This is a genomic window from Megamonas hypermegale, assembly GCF_900187035.1.
In the GTDB taxonomy this organism is placed as follows: domain Bacteria; phylum Bacillota; class Negativicutes; order Selenomonadales; family Selenomonadaceae; genus Megamonas; species Megamonas hypermegale.
In genome coordinates, this window is sequence record NZ_LT906446.1 from 1,510,215 (window position 1) to 1,529,351 (window position 19,137).

The following is a 19,137-nucleotide window of genomic DNA, read 5'->3' on the forward strand; positions in this document are numbered from 1 at the left end:
TTCATAGCAAATACACTATGTTTTTACTAAAAAAATAAGAACTGTGTAAAATCACAGTTCTTATTATACTAAGTTTTAATTGTCAACACAATCATCTTATCAAGTAAACCAAAAAATCCATTTCAAATTTTTAGCTTACGTGATAAGACGAAGGCGGCCCATAAAGACCGCCTCTCATATCATATATTTCAATGAACCTAAATTATTTTACTAATTCAAGAAGAGCCATAGGAGCAGCGTCACCGCGGCGAACTCCTAATTTAAGGATACGAGTGTATCCACCATTGCGTTCTTTATATTTAGGTGCAATTTCATCGAATAATTTTTTAGCAACTTCTTTATCAACAAGTTCAGCAACAACCTGACGGCGAGCGCTTAAATCATCGCGTTTTGCAAGTGTAATGAGTTTTTCTGCAAGACCGCTGATTTCTTTAGCTTTCGCTTCAGTTGTTTCAATGCGTTCATGTTTAAATAAGGAAACCAGTACACTGCGGAACAATGCTTTGCGTGCGCTGGAGTTGCGTCCTAATTTACTGTAGCCCATTAGCAGCCTGTCCTTTCCTGTTATTCTTTGTCAGCGAGTGTTAATCCTAATTCCTGTAATTTCTTTTTAACTTCTTCGAGAGATTTACGACCAAGATTTCTAACCTTAATCATATCTTCTTCACTCTTTTGCATTAAATCTGCAACAGTGTTGATTTCTGCTCTCTTTAAGCAGTTATAAGAACGTACAGACAAATCAAGATCCTCGATTGTCATGTCCATTACTTTAGAAGTATTATCTTCTTCCGGACTATTAAGAATGTCTTCATCTGCAGAGATATCTTCTACAGAACCACCCATGTTCTGGAATAAGCGTAAATGTGCAATCAAGATGCTTGCAGATTTACTAACTGCTTCTTCCGGTTTAATAGAACCATCAGTCCATACTTCTAATGTAAGTTTATCATAATCGGTAACATTACCAACACGAGTATCCGTTACTGTGTAATTAACTCTTTGAATAGGAGAGAAGATGGAATCGATTGGGATAATACCAATAACCTGGTCAGGTTTTTTGTTTTTATCCGCAGGAGTATATCCACGTCCACGTTCAACCACCATTTCCATTTTCAAAGAACCAGTTTCATCAACAGTAGCGATATGCAAATCTTTATTAAGAATTTCAATATCGGAATCAACTATGATGTCAGCTGCTGTTACTTCTTTTTCACCAGTAACATCTATACGAATGGTATGAGGTTCTTCATCGTGCATTTTCAAGCACAATTCTTTTAAATTTAAGATAATGTTTGTTACATCATCACGAACCCCAGGAATAGTAGAGAATTCATGAAGAACACCATCAATTTTGATAGATGTTATAGCAGCACCCTCTAAAGAGGACAACAAAATACGACGTAAGCTGTTGCCAAGAGTAGTACCATATCCGCGTTCCAATGGTTCGCAGACAAATTTGCCATAACGACTGTCTTCGCTAATTTCTACAATCTCAATCTTTGGTTTTTCGATTTCGATCATCTGAAGTAACCTCCTATTCTATACGCTATATAACACAGACATATTATTTGGAGTACAATTCGACAATCGCCTGTTCGTTAACTGGAACATCGATTTCATCACGGTTCGGGAATCTAGTAACAGAACCAGTAAGATTTTGAATATCAGCAGTAAGCCAAGCCGGTACGCTTAAAGCATTTTTGCTTTCAGCAATTTCTTTGAACAATTCAGTAGAACGGCTTTTTTCTTTAACACCGATAACATCACCAACACTAACGAGTGCAGATGGAATGTTGAGGCGTTTGCCATTTACAGTGATATGTCCATGAGAAACAAGCTGACGAGCCTGACGGCGAGTAGATGCAAGACCTAAGCGGAAAACAACATTGTCAATTCTGCGTTCGAGAAGGCAAAGTAAGTTTTCACCAGTGATACCCTGCATTTTCTGAGCTTTGTCATAGTAGGATCTAAACTGTTTTTCTAATACACCATATATAAATTTAGCTTTTTGTTTTTCTTTTAACTGCATTCCGTATTCGCTTACTTTACGGCCAGAACGTTTAGGCTGTCTTTTGGAGCTTTTTGCAAGACCAACTACTGCTGTTTCTAAGCCGAGGGAGCGACATCTTTTCAGAGAAGGAACTCTGTCAATAGCCATATTTCTATTTCAACCTCCTAATTATACTCTTCTACGTTTAGGCGGACGACAACCATTATGAGGAATTGGAGTAACATCTTTAATCATGTTTACTTCAAGACCAGTTGCCTGTAAAGATCTGATTGCAGCTTCACGACCTGCACCAGGACCTTTTACATAAACTTCAACCTGTTTTAAACCATGTTCCATAGCTGCTTTTGCTGCAACTTCTGCTGCCATCTGAGCTGCGAATGGAGTGCTTTTTCTGGAACCTCTGAAACCAAGTCCACCAGCACTAGCCCAAGATAAAGCATTACCATTTTTATCAGTGATAGTAACAATTGTATTATTGAAAGTCGAACGAATGTGTGCAACACCGTATTCGACGTTTTTACGATCTTTTCTCTTTGGACGAGATGTTTTATTTGCTGCCACTTATTAAACCTCCTTCTTCTTAGCCTTTTTTACCCATTACAGTCTTTTTAGGACCTTTACGAGTACGAGCGTTGTTTTTAGTGTTCTGACCACGTACAGGTAAACCTAAACGATGACGTCTACCTCTGTAGCAGCCGATTTCAACTAAACGTTTAATATTCAAAGAAATTTCACGACGAAGGTCACCTTCTACAAGGTGATTTTTATCGATATATTCACGTAACTTAGCAACTTCATCTTCAGTAAGATCACGTGCTCTAGTATCTGGATTAATACCAGTAGCAGCTAAAATACTTTGAGAAGTTTTAAGACCAATACCAAAAATATATGTTAAAGCAATTTCAACTCGTTTATCGCGTGGTAAATCTACACCAGCAATACGTGCCATACAATGAGCACCTCCTTATCCTTGTTTCTGTTTATGTTTAGGGTTTTCGCAAATAACCATTACATGACCTTTGCGTTTAATAACTTTACATTTTTCACAAATTGGTTTTACTGATGGTCTAACTTTCACTGCATGTACCTCCTTTTACATTGCTATAATGCCTAAAAAATATTAGGTCTTATTTAAAACGGTAAGTGATTCGGCCTCTGGTCAAATCATAAGGCGTAAGTTCAATAGTAACTTTATCACCCGGCAGGATGCGAATAAAATTCATGCGAATTTTACCAGATACATGAGCTAAAACAATGTGTCCATTTTCTAGCTCTACTTTAAACATTGCATTAGGCAAAGCTTCTACTACTTTACCTTCAACTTCAATTACATCTTGCTTAGACATGAAATTCTCCTTCAATTAAAGCTTAAGTTGGGCCGAAAACTCTATGAGGTTTGAATTATCATGCCCATGATATGCCCAAACCTGTCAGTAATCCGTTTTTACAGCAATGCCATGCCCAACATTATTGTTATCTGCCGCAGTAAAACTTATTTGTTTACTGCCCGAATATTAATTATAACATATTACAGCGTTTAAATATATCATTATCAGTGATTTTTTTTACACTTTTTTTACAGATATATTACCGTATTATATTATCAATTAACTGCGCAAAATTGCAACAATGTCTTGGAATACTTTATCCATTGACTGACTACCGTCAACTTCTTTGTAAAGTTCTTCTTTTTCATAATAAGAAATAAGAGGCTTTGTCTGTTCTTCGTAAACAGAAAGACGATTTTTCATTGTTGCTTCGCTGTCGTCAGCTCTTTGATAAAGTTCACCGCCACACACGTCACAAATTCCGTCTTCCTTAGATGGCTTAAATTCTATATGATAGGTGCTTCCGCATTTTTTGCAGATACGGCGACCAACTGCTCTTCTTATGAGTTCGCTAGATGGAACAGCTATATTTAAAGCACAGTCAAGTTTTAAATTTAATTCACTGAGAATTTTATCCAAAGCCACAGCTTGTTCTACTGTACGAGGGAAACCATCCAAAATAAATCCGTTTTCGCAGTCAGCTTTAGATAAACGTTCTTTTACTATACCGATTGTTACATTATCTGGTACTAATTTACCAGAATCCATGCAAGCCTTTGCTTGTTTACCAAGCTCAGTACCTTCTTTTACTGCTGCACGAAACATATCTCCTGTAGAGATATGAGGAATTTTAAATTCTTCTACCAGCCTTGCTGCCTGTGTACCTTTACCAGCACCAGGAGGGCCCATTAAAAGGATGTGCATAAGAATCCTCCTTACTTCATAAAGCCTTCATAATGGCGCATTACGACCATTGATTCAATCTGTTGCATCGTATTAAGTGCAACCCCTACAACGATTAATAATGCTGTACCACCAAAATGAATACCTTCAATATGAGTAGCACCAGCTATCATTGTAGGCAATATTGCAATGAATGCAAGGAAAAATGCACCCGCTAATGTAATACGTGTCATAATACGGTCTAAATAATCTGCAGTCGCCTGTCCCGGACGAATACCAGGAATAAAACCACCGTATTTTTTCAAATTATCAGCGAGGTCCGGAATTTTAAAAGTAACAGCTGTGTAAAAATACGTAAAGAATATAATCAACAATGCATATAAAGCAGACTGGAAAGGTGTTCCCCATTGGAAATAATCGGCAATCTGTTTAATCGTAGGATTTTGAACAAATTGAGCGATTGTTGGAGGAAACATCAATACAGAAGATGCAAAGATGATTGGAATAACGCCGGCCTGATTTACCTTAAGCGGAATGTGCGTAGAATGACCGCCGTATGTTTTACGACCCACAACTCGTTTTGCATATGAAACCGGAACTCTGCGTTGCCCTTCGTTGATAGCTATAACAAAAACTATCATCGCTAAAGCAATAATTCCAAAGAACAATACGTTGAAATAACTGATTGTTCCTGCTTGTAAATAATTATATATAGTACTCAAATTATGCGGAAGAGCCGCAACGATACCTGCAAAAATGATAAGTGATATACCATTTCCCACACCGTGTGCAGTTATCTGTTCACCAATCCACATAAGGAATACCGTTCCTGCTGTCAGGGTAATAGCAATAATAAAAATAGATGTAAAACTAGGATTTATAATGGCCTGTTTAAGACCAATGGACATACCTATAGCTTGTAAAAATGCCAAGACAACAGTTAAATAACGAGTCGTCTTGGTTATCTTTTTATGCCCCTCTTCGCCTTCTTTTGACCATTGCTCCAATGTTGGTATTACTACTGTCAATAATTGAATAATAATTGACGCATTAATATATGGGGTAATACTCATAGCAAAGAGAGAAAATTTACTTAAAGCACCACCGGAAAATAAATCGAGTAGTCCGAACAAATTACCGCTGTTAAATAACTGTTCTAAAACTGCAGGATTTACTCCAGGCACCGGGATATGAGTCCCGAGCCTGAAGATTGCAAACATAATAAGTGTAAATACTATTTTCTGTCGCAATTCGGTGATTTTGAGGATATTGCTAAGAGCTGAAAGCACTTAGATCACCTCTACTTTTCCACCTGCTGCTGTAATTTTTTCTTCAGCAGATTTAGTAAAGCCGTTTGCTACTACAGTTAATTTCTTAGTAATTTCGCCGTTACCAAGAACGCGTACACCATCGCAAACGTTTTTAAGAATACCTGCTTCAACTAATGCTGCTGGGTCTACTGTTGCGCCATCTTCAAAACGATTTAAAGAAGAAACGTTAACTTCAGCATATTCTTTTGCAAAAACATTTTTGAAGCCACGTTTTGGCAATCTACGATATAAAGGCATCTGGCCACCTTCGAAACCAGTACGAACACCGCCGCCGGAGCGAGCATTCTGACCTTTATGACCACGGCCGGAAGTTTTTCCTAAACCGGAACCTAAACCACGACCAACACGGATACGAACTTTTTTAGAGCCCGGTGCTGGTGATAATTCATGTAATTTCATAACCTGGACACCTCCTCTAAATTATTCGCTGATTTTTTCTACTTTAATAAGATGTTCTACTTTGTGAAGCATACCTTTGATGCAAGGAGTGTCTTCATGTTCTACTGTAGAATTTAATTTACGTAATCCCAAAGCCTGAATAGTTCTTCTCTGAGTTTCAGGTCTGCCGATCAGACTTCTTGTAAGGGTAATTTTCAGTTTTGCCATTGAAATTTTCCTCCTTAACCTAAAAGTTCCTGAACGGATTTTCCACGAAGTTCAGCTACGAGCTCAGCTTTTTTAAGCTGTTCCAAACCTTTAATAGTTGCACGAACCATATTATTAGGGTTGGAAGAACCTAAGGATTTAGTTAAAATGTTACCAACACCTGCGAGTTCTAAAACTGCACGAGCTGGGCCACCTGCGATAACACCAGTACCTTTTGCAGCCGGTTTTAAGAGAACACGACCTGCACCAAATATACCGATGCTTTCATGTGGAATAGTTTTATCTACTAAAGAAACTTCTACAAGATTCTTTTTAGCATCTTCAATGCCTTTTCTGATTGCTTCAGGTACTTCACTAGCTTTACCGAGACCTGCACCTACATGACCGTTTCTATCGCCTACTACAACAAGAGCGCTGAAAGAGAAGCGACGGCCACCTTTTACAACCTTAGCAACGCGATTAATATACACAACTTTTTCTTCTAATTCAAGTGCGTTTGCGTCAATCTTGGCCATTAATTTACCTCCTGTTCCAATATTAGAATTTCAGACCAGCTTCACGAGCTGCATCTGCTAAAGCTGCTACACGACCATGATATACATAGCCACCGCGGTCAAATACAACTTCAGTAATGCCTTTTTCTAAAGCACGTTTTGCTACTGTAGCACCAATAACTTTTGCTGCTTCAATATTTCCGCCATAACCGTTAAAGTCTTTATCTTGAGTGCTAGCTGCAGCTAAAGTAACACCGTTAACATCATCGATAACTTGAGCATAAATATTGCTTAAGCTACGGAATACATTTAAACGAGGTTTTTCAGCTGTGCCAGAAATATGATTACGAACTCTTAAGTGACGTTTCTGACGAGCTTGATTTTTATCCTGTTTTTTAAACAAAATCAGCCTCTCCTTTCTATTTCTAACTAAAGATTATTATTTCTTAGAACCAGTTTTACCAGCTTTACGACGAATATGTTCGCCTTCGTACTTAATACCTTTTCCTTTGTAAGGTTCAGGTTCTCTGTAAGAACGAATTTTAGCTGCCATAGCGCCAACAGCTTCTTTGTCAATACCAGATACAACAATCTTGTTAGGAGCAGGAGCTTCTAATTTAATACCAACAGGAGGTTCAACAACTACTGGATGAGAAAAACCTAAAGATAAGTTAAGGTTTTTACCAGCTTGTGCAGCTCTGTAACCTACACCGTTAATTTCTAAGTTTTTTACAAAGCCTTGAGTTACACCTACAACCATATTATTAATAAGAGTACGTGTAAGACCATGTAAAGATCTATGCAATTTATCTTCGGAAGGACGTTCTACTGTTACAACGCCGTCTCCTACTGTAATTTTCATATCTTTATGACAGTCGCGGCTGATTTCGCCTTTTGGACCTTTTACCGCTACGTGATTGTGTTCATCAACTGTTACAGTAACCCCAGCAGGGATTGTAATCGGTTCTCTACCAATTCTTGACATTTGTACACCTCCTAGTCTAAAACAATTTTTACCATACGTATGCTAATACTTCGCCGCCAACACCAGCACGACGTGCTTGCTTATCACTCATAATACCTTTAGAAGTAGAGATGATAGCAATACCAAGACCACCAAGTACGCGAGGTAATTGGTCTTTCTTAGCGTAAGCACGAAGACCAGGTTTGGAAATACGTTTAATACCAGTGATTACTTGTTCACGGTTTGGGCCGTATTTCAAAGTGATTGTAATAACACCTTGTTTATTGTCTTCTGCGAAGGAGAAGTCTTTGATGAAACCTTCATCTTTAAGAACTTCCGCAATAGCGCGTTTCATTTTAGAACCAGGAATTTCAACTTTATCATGAAGCACGGAGTTTGCATTGCGCAAACGAGTTAACATATCTGCAATAGGATCAGTCATTGCCATGAATCGATATCCTCCTTTCTTTCTACTTTACCAACTAGCTTTTGTTACGCCAGGGATTGCACCTTTATAACTCTGTTCTCTGAAACAGATACGGCACATATCGAATTTACGCATATAACCATGTGGACGACCACAGATTTTGCATCTATTATATTTACGAACCTTGTATTTTGGTTCTTGACTCCATTTCTGGACCAATGCCTTTCTGGCCATAGATAGTATACCTCCTCTTAAGAATTAAGCACTAAACGGCATACCCATTAATTTAAGAAGAGCTCTAGCTTCTTCATCTGTCTTTGCCGTAGTAACAATAATAATATTCATACCATGAATTTTTTCGATTTTATCATACTCAATTTCAGGGAAAATCAATTGTTCTTTAAGACCAACTGAATAATTTCCGCGACCATCAAAAGCTTTAGGGCTTACGCCACGGAAGTCACGAACACGAGGCAAAGCGATATTCATAAATTTATCAAGGAACTGATACATACGAGTTCCACGAAGAGTAACTTTTGCACCGATAGGCATTCCTGCACGCAATTTCCATGCTGCAAGAGATTTTTTAGCGCGAGTCAAAACAGGTTTTTGACCAGCAATAATTGTAAGGTCAGCTACAGCAGAATCTAATGCTTTAGAGTTGTGAGCAGCTTCACCAACACCCATACTAATAATGATTTTTTCAATCTTTGGAAGTTCCATTACGTTTTTGTAACCGAATTGTTCAGTAAGTGCAGGAACTACTTCTTTGACATATTTTTCTTGTAATCTATCCACCAAGATATCCTCCTTCCTTTATTATTTTGCTTGGTCTAATGCTTCACCGCATTTTTTGCATACGCGAACCATTTTACCATTGATTTCTTTTTTAGCTACGCGAGTTGCTTTGGAGCAAGCTGGGCAAACTACCATTACTTTAGAAGCAGACATAGGAGCTTCTTTTTCAATGATGCCGCCGTTTGGAGCTTTCTGATTAGGTTTAGTGTGGCGTTTAATTTTGTTAGCGCCTTCTACTACAACTTTATCTTTAGCAGGCATAGCCTGAAGGATTTTACCTTGTTTACCTTTATCTTTACCAGATAATACTAAAACAGTATCACCTTTTTTTACATGCAATTTAGCCTGTGACAAATCTTGGCACCTCCTGTCTATTTATTAAATTACTTCTGGTGCCAGTGAAACGATTTTCATAAAATCTTTGTCACGTAATTCTCTGGCTACCGGGCCAAAAATACGAGTTCCGCGTGGAGTTTTATCGTCTTTGATAATAACAGCAGCGTTTTCATCAAAGCGAATATAAGAACCATCTGCACGGCGTAAACCCTTTTTAGAACGTACTACTACAGCTTTAACAACATCACCTTTTTTAACAACACCGCCAGGTGAAGCGGATTTTACTGCAGCTACGATTATATCACCAATGTTGGCATATTTACGATAAGAACCGCCCATTACACGAATGCACATAATTTCTTTTGCACCAGTGTTATCACCAACATTCAACATTGTCTGTTGCTGAATCATTGCTTTACCTCCTTCTTAAAATTAGAACAAACTAAAAGATTATTTTGCTCTTTCAAGAATTTCAACGACTCTCCAACGTTTATCTTTAGATAATGGACGAGTTTCCATGATAGAAACTGTGTCACCTACGTGAGCTTCGTTATTTTCATCGTGTGCTTTAAATTTTACAGTTTTCTTAACTGCTTTTTTGTAGAGTGGATGACTTTCTGTATCAACTACAGCAACAACAATAGTTTTTTCCATTTTGTCGCTTACAACTTTACCAACTTTAACTTTGCGTACATTTCTTTCGCTCATTAAGAGAACCTCCTTCCTTCTGCATATCATTATACTACAAAAACCATTAAGCTTTTAATTCTTGTTCACGTTGAACAGTTTTAATGCGAGCAATAGTTTTCTTTACTTCTTTGATACGCATAGGGTTTTCAAGCTGACCTGTAGCAAGCTGAAATCTGAGGTTGAATAATTCTTCTTTAAGCGAAGCAAGTTTCTGGTTAAGTTCGCCAGCACTCATTTCACGTATTTCATTAACCTTCATTTACTTCACCCTCCCCTTGCACTTCACGCTTAATGAATTTTGTTTTGATTGGGAGTTTGTGGCTTGCAAGACGCATAGCTTCTTTAGCAACTTCTTCGCTAACGCCGCCCATTTCAAACATTACACGACCAGGTTTTACTACTGCTACCCAGTATTCAGGAGAACCTTTACCACTACCCATACGAGTTTCAGCAGGTTTTGCAGTTACTGGTTTATCAGGGAAGATTTTAATCCAAACCTGACCACCACGTTTAATATAACGAGTCATTGCAATACGAGCTGCTTCAATCTGACGGTTTGTAATCCATGCAGGTTCAAGAGCTTGTAAGCCGAATTCGCCATGTACTACTGTATTGCCTTTATGAGCTTTACCTTTCATAGTGCCACGGAACTGTTTACGGTATTTTACTCTTTTAGGTATTAACATTAGTCTTCGCTCCCTTCAGTAGCTTCTGCTTTTACAGCAGTTTTCTTTTCAGGAAGAACTTCGCCTTTGAAAATCCATACTTTTACGCCAAGACGGCCATAAGTTGTATGAGCTTCAGCTGTACCATAATCGATATCAGCACGTAAAGTATGAAGAGGAATACTACCTTCACGGTAAGATTCGCTACGAGCAATTTCAGCACCGCCGAGACGGCCACCTACTGTTACTTTAATACCTTTAGCGCCCATACGGATTGTACGGCTAACAGCCTGTTTCATTGCACGACGGAAAGCAACACGACGTTCGAGCTGAGAAGCGATGTTTTCAGCAACAAGTGTAGCATCCATATCTGGCTGTTTAATTTCTGCGATATTAATATCTACATGTTTATCAGTATATTTTTTAAGGCCTTTTTTGAGCTGTTCAATACCAGAACCACCACGGCCGATAACCATACCAGGTTTAGCAGTATGAATAGTTAATCTGAGACGATTTTTTGAACGTTCTGTTTCGATTTTGGAAACGCCAGAAACTTTTAATGTATCTTTTAAATAGCTGCGGATTTTAATGTCTTCATGTAAATTAGCAGCAAAGTCTTTACCAGCATACCATTTAGCATCCCAAGTTTTTACAATACCAAGGCGCATGCCATGTGGATTAACTTTTTGTCCCAAATCTATTCCCTCCTTCTAATTATTTTTCTTTAACTACGATTGTAACGTGAGATGTACGTTTTAAGATTTTGAATGCCTGTCCACGGGAACGTGGGTGAATACGTTTGAGGGTAGGACCCTGGTCAACGAATGCTGTAGCCACATAGAGGTTATCAGGATTCATATCGAAATTGTTTTCAGCATTTGCTACTGCTGATTTTAAAACTTTATTGATTACATCAGCACCTGCTTTAGGTGTGAATTTTAATATTGCAAACGCGTCAGCTACGTTTTTGCCACGAATGAGGTTCATAACAATACGTACTTTACGCGGAGAAATACGGATATATTTTGCTACTGCTTTTGCTTCCACAGCTGCTCCTCCTTTCAACAATTATTTCAAAGATGTACGTCTTTCTTCGCCAGCATGGCCTTTATAAGTTCTTGTTGGTGCGAATTCACCAAGTTTATGACCAACCATGTCTTCTGTAATGTATACAGGTACATGTTTGCGACCATCATGAACTGCAATTGTATGGCCTACAAATGTAGGAAGGATTGTCGAACTGCGGGACCAAGTTTTTACAACTTTTTTGTCATTTGCTGCATTTAAAGCGTCAATTTTCTTTTCAAGGCTTTCTGCGACAAAAGGTCCTTTTTTTACTGATCTTGACAAAATATGTCCTCCTTTCATTTCAGAATAAGGTAATCTATTAGGCTACCTTATTCATGATTTTATTATTTACGACGTTTAACGATGAGTTTATCGGATGCTTTTTTACGACGAGTTCTAACGCCTCTAGCACATTTACCCCATTTAGTAACAGGATGTTTACGACCAACTGGGCTACGGCCTTCCCCACCACCATGTGGATGGTCGCAAGGGTTCATTGCAACACCGCGGTTTTCTGGACGAATACCGAGCCAACGGTTACGACCTGCTTTACCGATTGTGAGGTTTTCATGATCTAAGTTACCAATCTGACCGATTGTTGCACGGCAGTTGATATGAACTTTACGGATTTCACCGGATGGCATACGTAAGAGAGCATAGTTACCTTCTTTAGCCATGAGCTGAGCTGCGGCACCAGCGGAACGAACCATCTGGCCACCTTTACCGATTTTAAGTTCAATGTTGTGTACTAATGTACCAAGTGGAATATTAGCAAGTGGTAATGTATTACCTACTTTAATATCTGCTTCTGGGCCAGATACTACCTGGTCACCAACTTTTAATCCGTTTGGAGCGAGGATGTAACGTTTTTCACCGTCAAAATAGTTGAGCAGTGCGATACGAGCGCTACGGTTTGGATCATATTCTATAGTAGCAACGCGTGCTGGAACACCATCTTTATTGCGTTTAAAATCGATTACACGATATAAACGTTTGTGTCCGCCGCCTTGATGTCTTACTGTTAAACGGCCTTGGAAGTTACGACCGCCTTTGCTTTTAAGACTTTCAACCAAGGATTTCTCAGGTTTTTTAGCTGTGATTTCTTCGAAGGAAGAAACAGTCATAAATCTTCTACCTGCAGAATAAGGTTTAAAACTCTTTATTGCCACTTAATTAACCTCCTTTTTTTATCTTTTTACTTAAGCTTGGAAGAACTCGATAGTTTCTCCAGCTGCAAGTTTTACGATTGCTTTTTTATAATCAGAACGTTTACCGATGTTACGGCCCATACGTTTTACTTTACCAAGAACATTGATTGTATTTACGGATTCAACTTTTACATTGAAGATTGTAGATACTGCTTTGGCAATTTCAATTTTGTTTGCTTGTTTAGCAACAACGAATACGTATTTGCCTTCTTCCATCATTTCAGTTGTCATTTCTGTAACAAGTGGTCTGATTAAGATATCTCTAGCTTCCATCTTATGCTAATACCTCCTCAATACGTGTAATAGCATCTTTTGTAATGAAGAGTTTGCTATGATTTAAAATATCATAAACATTTAATCCGCAAGAACTGATAGCTTTTACACCAGGGATATTACGAGAAGATTTTTCTACGTTTTCTACTACATCAGCAGTAACGATAAGAGCTTTCTCGTTTACGTTGAAATCACTCATCATTTTTACAACTTCTTTTGTTTTTGGAGCTGCAAAATCTAAACTTTCTAATACAATGAAGTTACCATTGTTTACTTTATCTGTTAAAGCGCATTTAATTGCTAAACGACGCTGTTTACGAGGCATTCTGAAAGCATAGGAACGAGGAGACGGGCCAAATACTGTACCACCGCCTACCCAAAGTGGGGAACGGGTGCTTCCGCTACGAGCACGACCTGTACCTTTTTGTTTCCAAGGTTTACGTCCGCCGCCGCGTACTAAACCTCTAGTTTTTGTCGCATGCGTTCCTAAACGCTGAGCTGCCAACTGCATAACAACTGCCTGATGAACAAGGCCTTCGTTTACTTCAACGCCAAATACGCTTTCATTTAATTCGATATCACCGATCTGCTGGCCGGCAACTGTATAAACTGCTACTTTAGGCATAATATAGCATATCCTCCTTCCAATTATTATTTATTAGGTTTAACTGTATCTTTAATTACTACAAAGCTATTTTTAGCACCTGGAATAGCACCTTTGATTAAAATAAGGTTACGGTCAGCATCAACGCGAACAACGCTTAAACGCTGTACAGTAACTTTAGCGCCACCCATACGGCCTGGTAATTTTTTACCTTTAAGTACACGTCCACCATGACCAGAAATCATAGCACCTGTAGAACCTGGTTCACGATGAGATTTAGAACCGTGACCCATAGGACCTCTAGCAAAGTTGTGACGTTTAATACCGCCGGCAAAACCTTTACCTTTAGAAGTACCAGTAACATCAACTAAATCACCGGCACCAAATATGTCAACGCTGATGGAGTCACCAGCTTTATATTCTGGAACATCTGCAAGGCGGAATTCGCGGATGAATTTTACTGGTTCAACGCCAGCTTTTGCGAAATGGCCTTTCATTGGTTTAGTTACATTTTTTTCTTTAATTGTTCCAAAGCCAATCTGAACTGCGTTATAACCGTCAGTTTCAACTGTTTTGCTCTGAAGAACAACGTTTTTACCGGATTCTACAACTGTAACAGGAACTACTTTACCTTCTTCAGTAAAGATTTGAGTCATGCCAAGTTTTTTACCTAAAATTACTTTTGCCATCTATTGCCACCTCCTCTTACAATTTAATTTCGATATCCACACCTGCTGGCAAATCTAAACGCATTAAAGCATCAACAGTTTTAGATGTAGGTTCTAAAATGTCAATAAGACGTTTATGAGTTCTCATTTCGAACTGTTCACGGGAGTCTTTATTAAGATGTGGAGATCTCAAAATTGTAAAAATGTTTTTTTCAGTTGGCAATGGAATAGGACCAGATACCATTGCACCTGTTCTTTTAGCCGTTTCAACAATTTTAACGGAGCTTTGATCAAGTGCTTTATGATCATATGCTTTTAAACGAATTCTAATTTTTTGCTGTTTAGCCAAGTTATTTTCCTCCTTGTCGCCCAGATTCTCGACCCGGACAATTTCTCCACGCCAGTTCCCTTACGCGAGGTAAGCAATCTGCCGCGTCATCGCATTTTACAAAAAAAAACTTTATATAAGGGCAGCAAAATGCCGCCCCCATATAAAAATTTAATATTTAAAGATTAATTATTCGTCGATTTCAATTACACGACCAGCGCCTACTGTATGGCCACCTTCACGAATAGCGAAGCGAAGACCTTTTTCAATAGCGATTGGAGTGATGAGTTCGATGCTCATTTCAATGTTATCGCCAGGCATAACCATTTCAGTACCTTCTGGAAGAGTTACAACACCAGTAACGTCAGTAGTACGGAAATAGAACTGTGGACGATAGTTGGAGAAGAATGGAGTATGACGTCCACCTTCTTCTTTAGTTAATACGTAAACCTGAGCTTTGAATTTTTTGTGTGGATGAATTGTGCCAGGTTTAGCAAGAACTTGACCACGTTCGATTTCTTTACGGTCAATACCACGAAGAAGTGCACCGATGTTATCACCAGCAACAGCGCTATCAAGCATTTTGCGGAACATTTCGATACCAGTTACAGTAGTGGATTTCTTTTCATCGGAAAGACCAACGATTTCAACGCTGTCACCAAGTTTAAGTTCGCCACGTTCAACACGGCCTGTAGCAACAGTACCACGACCAGTAATTGTGAATACGTCTTCAACTGGCATTAAGAAAGGTTTATCAGTGTCACGTGTTGGAGTTGGGATGTAATCATCAACAGCATCCATTAATTCAAGAATTTTCTTTTTAGCTTCTTCGTCGCCTTCGAGAGCCTGAAGAGCGGAACCAGTGATTACTGGAACGTCATCGCCTGGGAAGTCATAGCTGGAAAGAAGTTCACGAACTTCCATTTCAACAAGTTCGAGAAGTTCAGGGTCATCAACCTGGTCAGCTTTGTTGAGGAATACAACGATAGCTGGAACACCAACCTGACGAGCGAGAAGGATGTGTTCACGAGTCTGAGGCATAGGACCATCAGCAGCACTAACAACGAGGATAGCACCGTCCATCTGAGCAGCACCAGTGATCATGTTTTTAACATAGTCAGCATGGCCTGGGCAGTCTACGTGAGCATAATGTCTTTTATCAGTTTCATATTCAACGTGTGCAGTGTTGATTGTGATACCGCGTTCACGTTCTTCTGGAGCTTTATCAATCATGCTGTAATCTTCGAACTGAGCCATACCTTTTTCGGATAATACTTTAGTGATAGCAGCAGTTAAAGTAGTTTTACCATGGTCAACGTGACCAATTGTACCAATGTTTACATGTGGTTTAGTTCTTTCAAACTTTTGTTTAGCCATTTAAATTTTTTCCTCCCTTATTATTCGCCTTTAACTTTAGCGACAATAGCATCAGATATATTTTTAGGAACTTCGTCATAGTAAGAAACTTCCATGGAGTAGTTCCCACGACCCTGTGTTTTAGAACGTAAGTCGGTTGCATAACCGAACATTTCAGAAAGTGGAACAAATGCATTGATTACTTCTACACCATTGCGTGGTTCCATACCTTCGATACGACCACGACGGGAGTTTAAGTCACCGATTACATCGCCCATATATTCTTCAGGAACAGTAACTTCAACTTTTACATATGGTTCGAGGAGAACTGGATTTGCTTTTGTTGCACCAGCTTTGAATGCCATAGAACCTGCAACTTTGAAGGCCATTTCTGAGGAGTCAACTTCATGATAAGAACCGTCATATACGACAGCTTTGATGTCAACCATTGGATAACCAGCAACAACACCGTTTTCCATAGCTTCTTTGACACCGTTTTCGATTGGTCCGATGTATTCTTTAGGAATAGCACCACCAACGATTTTGCTTTCGAAGGAGAAACCTGTACCTGGGTCTTGTGGAATAAGTTCAAGCCAGCAATGACCGTATTGACCTTTACCACCGGACTGACGAACAAATTTACCTTCAGCTTTAACAGTTTTGCGAATTGTTTCGCGGTAAGCAACCTGAGGTTTACCTACTTTACAATCTACTTTGAATTCGCGGCTCATACGGTCTACGATAATATCGAGATGTAATTCGCCCATACCAGAAATAATTGTCTGACCGGTTTCAACATCTGTTCTTACACGGAATGTAGGGTCTTCTTCAGCTAATTTCTGAAGAGCGATGCCCATTTTTTCCTGGTCAGCTTTTGTTTTTGGTTCAACTGCTACGGAAATAACCGGATCTGGGAATTCCATAGATTCAAGTATGATTGGATGATTTTCATCGCAAAGTGTATCACCAGTTGTAGTATCTTTAAGACCTACAGCTGCTGCGATATCACCGCTGTAAACAACTTCGATTTCTTTACGATGGTTTGCATGCATCTGTAAGATACGACCGATACGTTCTTTTTTGCCTTTTGTAGAGTTAAATACATAAGAACCAGCATTTAATGTACCGGAGTATACACGGAAGAATGCGAGTTTACCAACAAATGGGTCAGCCATGATTTTGAATGCTAATGCAGCGAATGGTTCACTGTCATCTGCTTCACGATGGTCTTCTTCATTTGTATCTGGATTAATACCTTTAATAGCAGGAATATCAAGTGGAGAAGGCATGTAATCAACTACTGCATCAAGCATTGGTTGAATACCTTTATCTTTGTAAGAAGAACCACATACAACTGGGCAAAGAGTACATGCTACTGTAGCTTTGCGAAGAGCTGCTTTGATTTCTTCTTCAGTGAGTTCTTCACCTTCAAGATATTTCATCATTAATTCATCATCAGTTTCTGCAATTGTATCGAGCATTTTCTGACGATATTCTTCTGCTTTTTCTTTATATTCAGCTGGAATATCTACTAAATCAGGTTCTTTAGTATAATCTTCTTCGTAGATTACAGCTTTCATTTTAATTAAGTCAATAAGTCCTTGGAAAGTATCTTCAGCACCAATTGGTATCTGAATTGCTACCGGATTTGCATTTAAACGTTCAACCATCATCTTTAAAACGTTATAGAAATCTGCACCGATGATATCCATTTTATTTACGTATACCATACGAGGTACATGATATCTTTCAGCTTGACGCCAAACTGTTTCAGATTGTGGTTCTACACCGCTTTTTGCAGATAATACAGTAACTGCACCATCAAGTACTTTCAAAGAGCGTTCTACTTCAACTGTGAAATCCACGTGGCCTGGTGTATCAATGATGTTGATACGATGGTTTTTCCAATGGCAAGTTGTTGCGGCAGAAGTAATTGTGATACCTCTTTCTTTTTCCTGTGCCATCCAGTCCATTGTAGCAGCACCTTCATGAACTTCACCCATTTTGTGAAGAATACCTGTGTAGAACAGGATACGCTCTGTAGTGGTGGTTTTACCTGCATCGATATGTGCTATAATACCAATATTACGAGTTTTTTCAAGTGAAAACGCTCTTGCCACTTACTTCATCGCTCCTTGTTTTATATAAAAGACACTCTCAAATTACCAACGATAATGAGCAAATGCTTTATTAGCTTCAGCCATTTTATGAGTATCTTCTTTTTTCTTAATTGCTGCACCAGTATTGTTTGCTGCATCCATTAATTCGCCAGAAAGACGTTCGTTCATAGTTTTTTCACCACGAAGTCTAGCATAATTAACGATCCAACGAATACCGAGTGTCATACGACGGTCCTGACGAACTTCTACAGGAACCTGATAGTTAGCACCACCAACACGGCGTGCACGAACTTCTAATACTGGCATTACATTTTTCAATGCAGTTTCAAAAACTTCCATTGGGTCTTTGCCAGTTTTTTCTTTAATGATGTCAAATGCATCATAAACTACTTTCTCAGCAACACCTTTTTTACCGGAAAGCATAACTTTATTTATAAATTTAGTTACGACCTTGGATTTGTACACCGGATCTGGTAATACATCTCTTTTAGGTACAGAACCTTTTCTTGGCATTACTACCCCTCCTTGTCTTAGTCTTCAATCATTTAGTAATTATTTTTTCTTAGGACGTTTTGCACCGTATTTAGATCTTCCCTGTTCACGATTTTGAACACCTGCAGTATCCAAAGAACCGCGAATGATGTGATAACGCACACCTGGTAAGTCTTTAACACGACCGCCTCTAATTAAAACAACACTATGTTCCTGAAGATTGTGACCAATACCAGGGATATAAGCTGTTACTTCAATACTATTCGTTAAACGAACACGGGCAACTTTACGCAATGCGGAGTTTGGTTTTTTAGGAGTAGTAGTATATACTCTTGTACAAACACCACGTTTTTGCGGGCAATTTTTTAATGCCGGTGCTGTAGATTTTTCCTGCATGCTCTGTCTGCTCTTACGAATCAACTGATTAATTGTAGGCATACATGCACCTCCTTCCTAAAGATTAAAAG

Annotated in this window: 34 protein-coding genes; all 34 read right to left on the reverse strand. The window is 38.8% G+C overall.

The features are described from left to right. Positions 1-202 precede the first annotated feature (202 nt). Positions 203-544 (reverse strand): 50S ribosomal protein L17, encoded by a 342-nt coding sequence (rplQ, locus tag CKV65_RS07190; RefSeq protein WP_027889375.1) that lies wholly within the window; start codon positions 542-544, stop codon positions 203-205. Between the two features lie 20 nt (positions 545-564). After that, positions 565-1,521, reverse strand: a complete 957-nt coding sequence (locus CKV65_RS07195; protein WP_027889374.1) for a DNA-directed RNA polymerase subunit alpha — start codon at positions 1,519-1,521, stop codon at positions 565-567. A gap of 43 nt (positions 1,522-1,564) precedes the next feature. After that, entirely contained in the window at positions 1,565-2,158 is a 594-nt protein-coding gene (gene rpsD, locus CKV65_RS07200; protein ID WP_027889373.1) for a 30S ribosomal protein S4, read from the reverse strand. Between the two features lie 21 nt (positions 2,159-2,179). Then, entirely contained in the window at positions 2,180-2,572 is a 393-nt protein-coding gene (gene rpsK, locus CKV65_RS07205) for a 30S ribosomal protein S11 (protein WP_018998532.1), read from the reverse strand. A gap of 19 nt (positions 2,573-2,591) precedes the next feature. Further along, positions 2,592-2,960, reverse strand: coding sequence for a 30S ribosomal protein S13 (gene rpsM / locus CKV65_RS07210; protein WP_027889372.1), 369 nt, complete (start codon positions 2,958-2,960; stop codon positions 2,592-2,594). 15 nt (positions 2,961-2,975) lie between these two features. Beyond that, entirely contained in the window at positions 2,976-3,089 is a 114-nt protein-coding gene (gene rpmJ, locus CKV65_RS07215) for a 50S ribosomal protein L36 (protein ID WP_004092858.1), read from the reverse strand. 49 nt (positions 3,090-3,138) lie between these two features. Beyond that, the gene (gene infA / locus CKV65_RS07220; protein ID WP_027889371.1) at positions 3,139-3,357 is read right to left on the reverse strand and encodes a translation initiation factor IF-1; all 219 of its coding nucleotides are present in this window, start codon (positions 3,355-3,357) and stop codon (positions 3,139-3,141) included. A gap of 261 nt (positions 3,358-3,618) precedes the next feature. Beyond that, positions 3,619-4,263 (reverse strand): adenylate kinase, encoded by a 645-nt coding sequence (locus CKV65_RS07225; protein WP_027889370.1) that lies wholly within the window; start codon positions 4,261-4,263, stop codon positions 3,619-3,621. An 11-nt stretch (positions 4,264-4,274) separates the two neighbouring features. Continuing rightward, the gene (secY, locus tag CKV65_RS07230) at positions 4,275-5,531 is read right to left on the reverse strand and encodes a preprotein translocase subunit SecY (RefSeq protein ID WP_027889369.1); all 1,257 of its coding nucleotides are present in this window, start codon (positions 5,529-5,531) and stop codon (positions 4,275-4,277) included. Further along, positions 5,532-5,972 (reverse strand): 50S ribosomal protein L15, encoded by a 441-nt coding sequence (gene rplO / locus CKV65_RS07235; RefSeq protein WP_027889368.1) that lies wholly within the window; start codon positions 5,970-5,972, stop codon positions 5,532-5,534. A 21-nt stretch (positions 5,973-5,993) separates the two neighbouring features. Continuing rightward, positions 5,994-6,179, reverse strand: a complete 186-nt coding sequence (rpmD, locus tag CKV65_RS07240; RefSeq protein ID WP_027889367.1) for a 50S ribosomal protein L30 — start codon at positions 6,177-6,179, stop codon at positions 5,994-5,996. Between the two features lie 14 nt (positions 6,180-6,193). Beyond that, positions 6,194-6,694: a 30S ribosomal protein S5 gene (gene rpsE / locus CKV65_RS07245; protein ID WP_027889366.1), complete on the reverse strand. Its 501-nt coding sequence runs from the start codon at positions 6,692-6,694 to the stop codon at positions 6,194-6,196. 22 nt (positions 6,695-6,716) lie between these two features. Continuing rightward, positions 6,717-7,076: a 50S ribosomal protein L18 gene (gene rplR / locus CKV65_RS07250; RefSeq protein WP_027889365.1), complete on the reverse strand. Its 360-nt coding sequence runs from the start codon at positions 7,074-7,076 to the stop codon at positions 6,717-6,719. Between the two features lie 36 nt (positions 7,077-7,112). Continuing rightward, on the reverse strand, positions 7,113-7,658 hold the full coding sequence (gene rplF / locus CKV65_RS07255) for a 50S ribosomal protein L6 (RefSeq protein ID WP_027889364.1): 546 nt from the start codon (positions 7,656-7,658) through the stop codon (positions 7,113-7,115). A gap of 28 nt (positions 7,659-7,686) precedes the next feature. Beyond that, positions 7,687-8,085 carry a 30S ribosomal protein S8 gene (gene rpsH, locus CKV65_RS07260; RefSeq protein WP_027889363.1) on the reverse strand — a complete coding sequence of 133 codons (399 nt, stop codon included), beginning with the start codon at positions 8,083-8,085 and terminating at the stop codon, positions 7,687-7,689. 27 nt (positions 8,086-8,112) lie between these two features. After that, positions 8,113-8,298, reverse strand: coding sequence for a type Z 30S ribosomal protein S14 (locus tag CKV65_RS07265; protein ID WP_027889362.1), 186 nt, complete (start codon positions 8,296-8,298; stop codon positions 8,113-8,115). 24 nt (positions 8,299-8,322) lie between these two features. Beyond that, complete coding sequence (rplE, locus tag CKV65_RS07270) at positions 8,323-8,862, reverse strand: 50S ribosomal protein L5 (protein WP_027889361.1); 540 nt, start codon at positions 8,860-8,862, stop codon at positions 8,323-8,325. Positions 8,863-8,883: 21 nt separating this feature from the next. Then, the gene (gene rplX / locus CKV65_RS07275; protein ID WP_027889360.1) at positions 8,884-9,216 is read right to left on the reverse strand and encodes a 50S ribosomal protein L24; all 333 of its coding nucleotides are present in this window, start codon (positions 9,214-9,216) and stop codon (positions 8,884-8,886) included. Positions 9,217-9,240: 24 nt separating this feature from the next. Further along, positions 9,241-9,609 carry a 50S ribosomal protein L14 gene (gene rplN / locus CKV65_RS07280; RefSeq protein WP_027889359.1) on the reverse strand — a complete coding sequence of 123 codons (369 nt, stop codon included), beginning with the start codon at positions 9,607-9,609 and terminating at the stop codon, positions 9,241-9,243. Positions 9,610-9,648: 39 nt separating this feature from the next. Next, complete coding sequence (gene rpsQ, locus CKV65_RS07285; protein WP_027889358.1) at positions 9,649-9,906, reverse strand: 30S ribosomal protein S17; 258 nt, start codon at positions 9,904-9,906, stop codon at positions 9,649-9,651. A gap of 46 nt (positions 9,907-9,952) precedes the next feature. Next, the gene (gene rpmC, locus CKV65_RS07290) at positions 9,953-10,147 is read right to left on the reverse strand and encodes a 50S ribosomal protein L29 (RefSeq protein ID WP_027889357.1); all 195 of its coding nucleotides are present in this window, start codon (positions 10,145-10,147) and stop codon (positions 9,953-9,955) included. Further along, positions 10,137-10,574: a 50S ribosomal protein L16 gene (rplP, locus tag CKV65_RS07295; RefSeq protein WP_027889356.1), complete on the reverse strand. Its 438-nt coding sequence runs from the start codon at positions 10,572-10,574 to the stop codon at positions 10,137-10,139. The genes rpmC and rplP overlap by 11 nt, the downstream gene beginning before the upstream one ends. Next, complete coding sequence (rpsC, locus tag CKV65_RS07300) at positions 10,574-11,248, reverse strand: 30S ribosomal protein S3 (RefSeq protein ID WP_027889355.1); 675 nt, start codon at positions 11,246-11,248, stop codon at positions 10,574-10,576. Before rpsC ends, rplP begins: the two co-directional genes overlap by 1 nt. 19 nt (positions 11,249-11,267) lie before the next feature. After that, positions 11,268-11,600: a 50S ribosomal protein L22 gene (rplV, locus tag CKV65_RS07305; protein WP_008538875.1), complete on the reverse strand. Its 333-nt coding sequence runs from the start codon at positions 11,598-11,600 to the stop codon at positions 11,268-11,270. Positions 11,601-11,621: 21 nt separating this feature from the next. Further along, positions 11,622-11,903, reverse strand: a complete 282-nt coding sequence (gene rpsS / locus CKV65_RS07310) for a 30S ribosomal protein S19 (protein WP_027889354.1) — start codon at positions 11,901-11,903, stop codon at positions 11,622-11,624. A gap of 62 nt (positions 11,904-11,965) precedes the next feature. Next, positions 11,966-12,790: a 50S ribosomal protein L2 gene (gene rplB, locus CKV65_RS07315; RefSeq protein WP_027889353.1), complete on the reverse strand. Its 825-nt coding sequence runs from the start codon at positions 12,788-12,790 to the stop codon at positions 11,966-11,968. Positions 12,791-12,820: 30 nt separating this feature from the next. Next, complete coding sequence (gene rplW, locus CKV65_RS07320) at positions 12,821-13,102, reverse strand: 50S ribosomal protein L23 (protein WP_027889352.1); 282 nt, start codon at positions 13,100-13,102, stop codon at positions 12,821-12,823. Between the two features lies 1 nt (position 13,103). Then, positions 13,104-13,727 carry a 50S ribosomal protein L4 gene (gene rplD, locus CKV65_RS07325; protein ID WP_027889351.1) on the reverse strand — a complete coding sequence of 208 codons (624 nt, stop codon included), beginning with the start codon at positions 13,725-13,727 and terminating at the stop codon, positions 13,104-13,106. A gap of 26 nt (positions 13,728-13,753) precedes the next feature. After that, complete coding sequence (rplC, locus tag CKV65_RS07330) at positions 13,754-14,395, reverse strand: 50S ribosomal protein L3 (protein ID WP_027889350.1); 642 nt, start codon at positions 14,393-14,395, stop codon at positions 13,754-13,756. Positions 14,396-14,411: 16 nt separating this feature from the next. Then, positions 14,412-14,723: a 30S ribosomal protein S10 gene (gene rpsJ / locus CKV65_RS07335; protein ID WP_027889349.1), complete on the reverse strand. Its 312-nt coding sequence runs from the start codon at positions 14,721-14,723 to the stop codon at positions 14,412-14,414. 168 nt (positions 14,724-14,891) lie between these two features. Next, positions 14,892-16,079, reverse strand: coding sequence for an elongation factor Tu (gene tuf / locus CKV65_RS07340; protein ID WP_027889348.1), 1,188 nt, complete (start codon positions 16,077-16,079; stop codon positions 14,892-14,894). A 20-nt stretch (positions 16,080-16,099) separates the two neighbouring features. Next, positions 16,100-18,178, reverse strand: coding sequence for an elongation factor G (gene fusA / locus CKV65_RS07345; protein WP_027889347.1), 2,079 nt, complete (start codon positions 18,176-18,178; stop codon positions 16,100-16,102). Between the two features lie 42 nt (positions 18,179-18,220). After that, complete coding sequence (gene rpsG, locus CKV65_RS07350) at positions 18,221-18,691, reverse strand: 30S ribosomal protein S7 (RefSeq protein WP_008538887.1); 471 nt, start codon at positions 18,689-18,691, stop codon at positions 18,221-18,223. Positions 18,692-18,730: 39 nt separating this feature from the next. Then, positions 18,731-19,108 carry a 30S ribosomal protein S12 gene (gene rpsL, locus CKV65_RS07355; protein WP_008538888.1) on the reverse strand — a complete coding sequence of 126 codons (378 nt, stop codon included), beginning with the start codon at positions 19,106-19,108 and terminating at the stop codon, positions 18,731-18,733. Positions 19,109-19,137 lie beyond the last annotated feature (29 nt).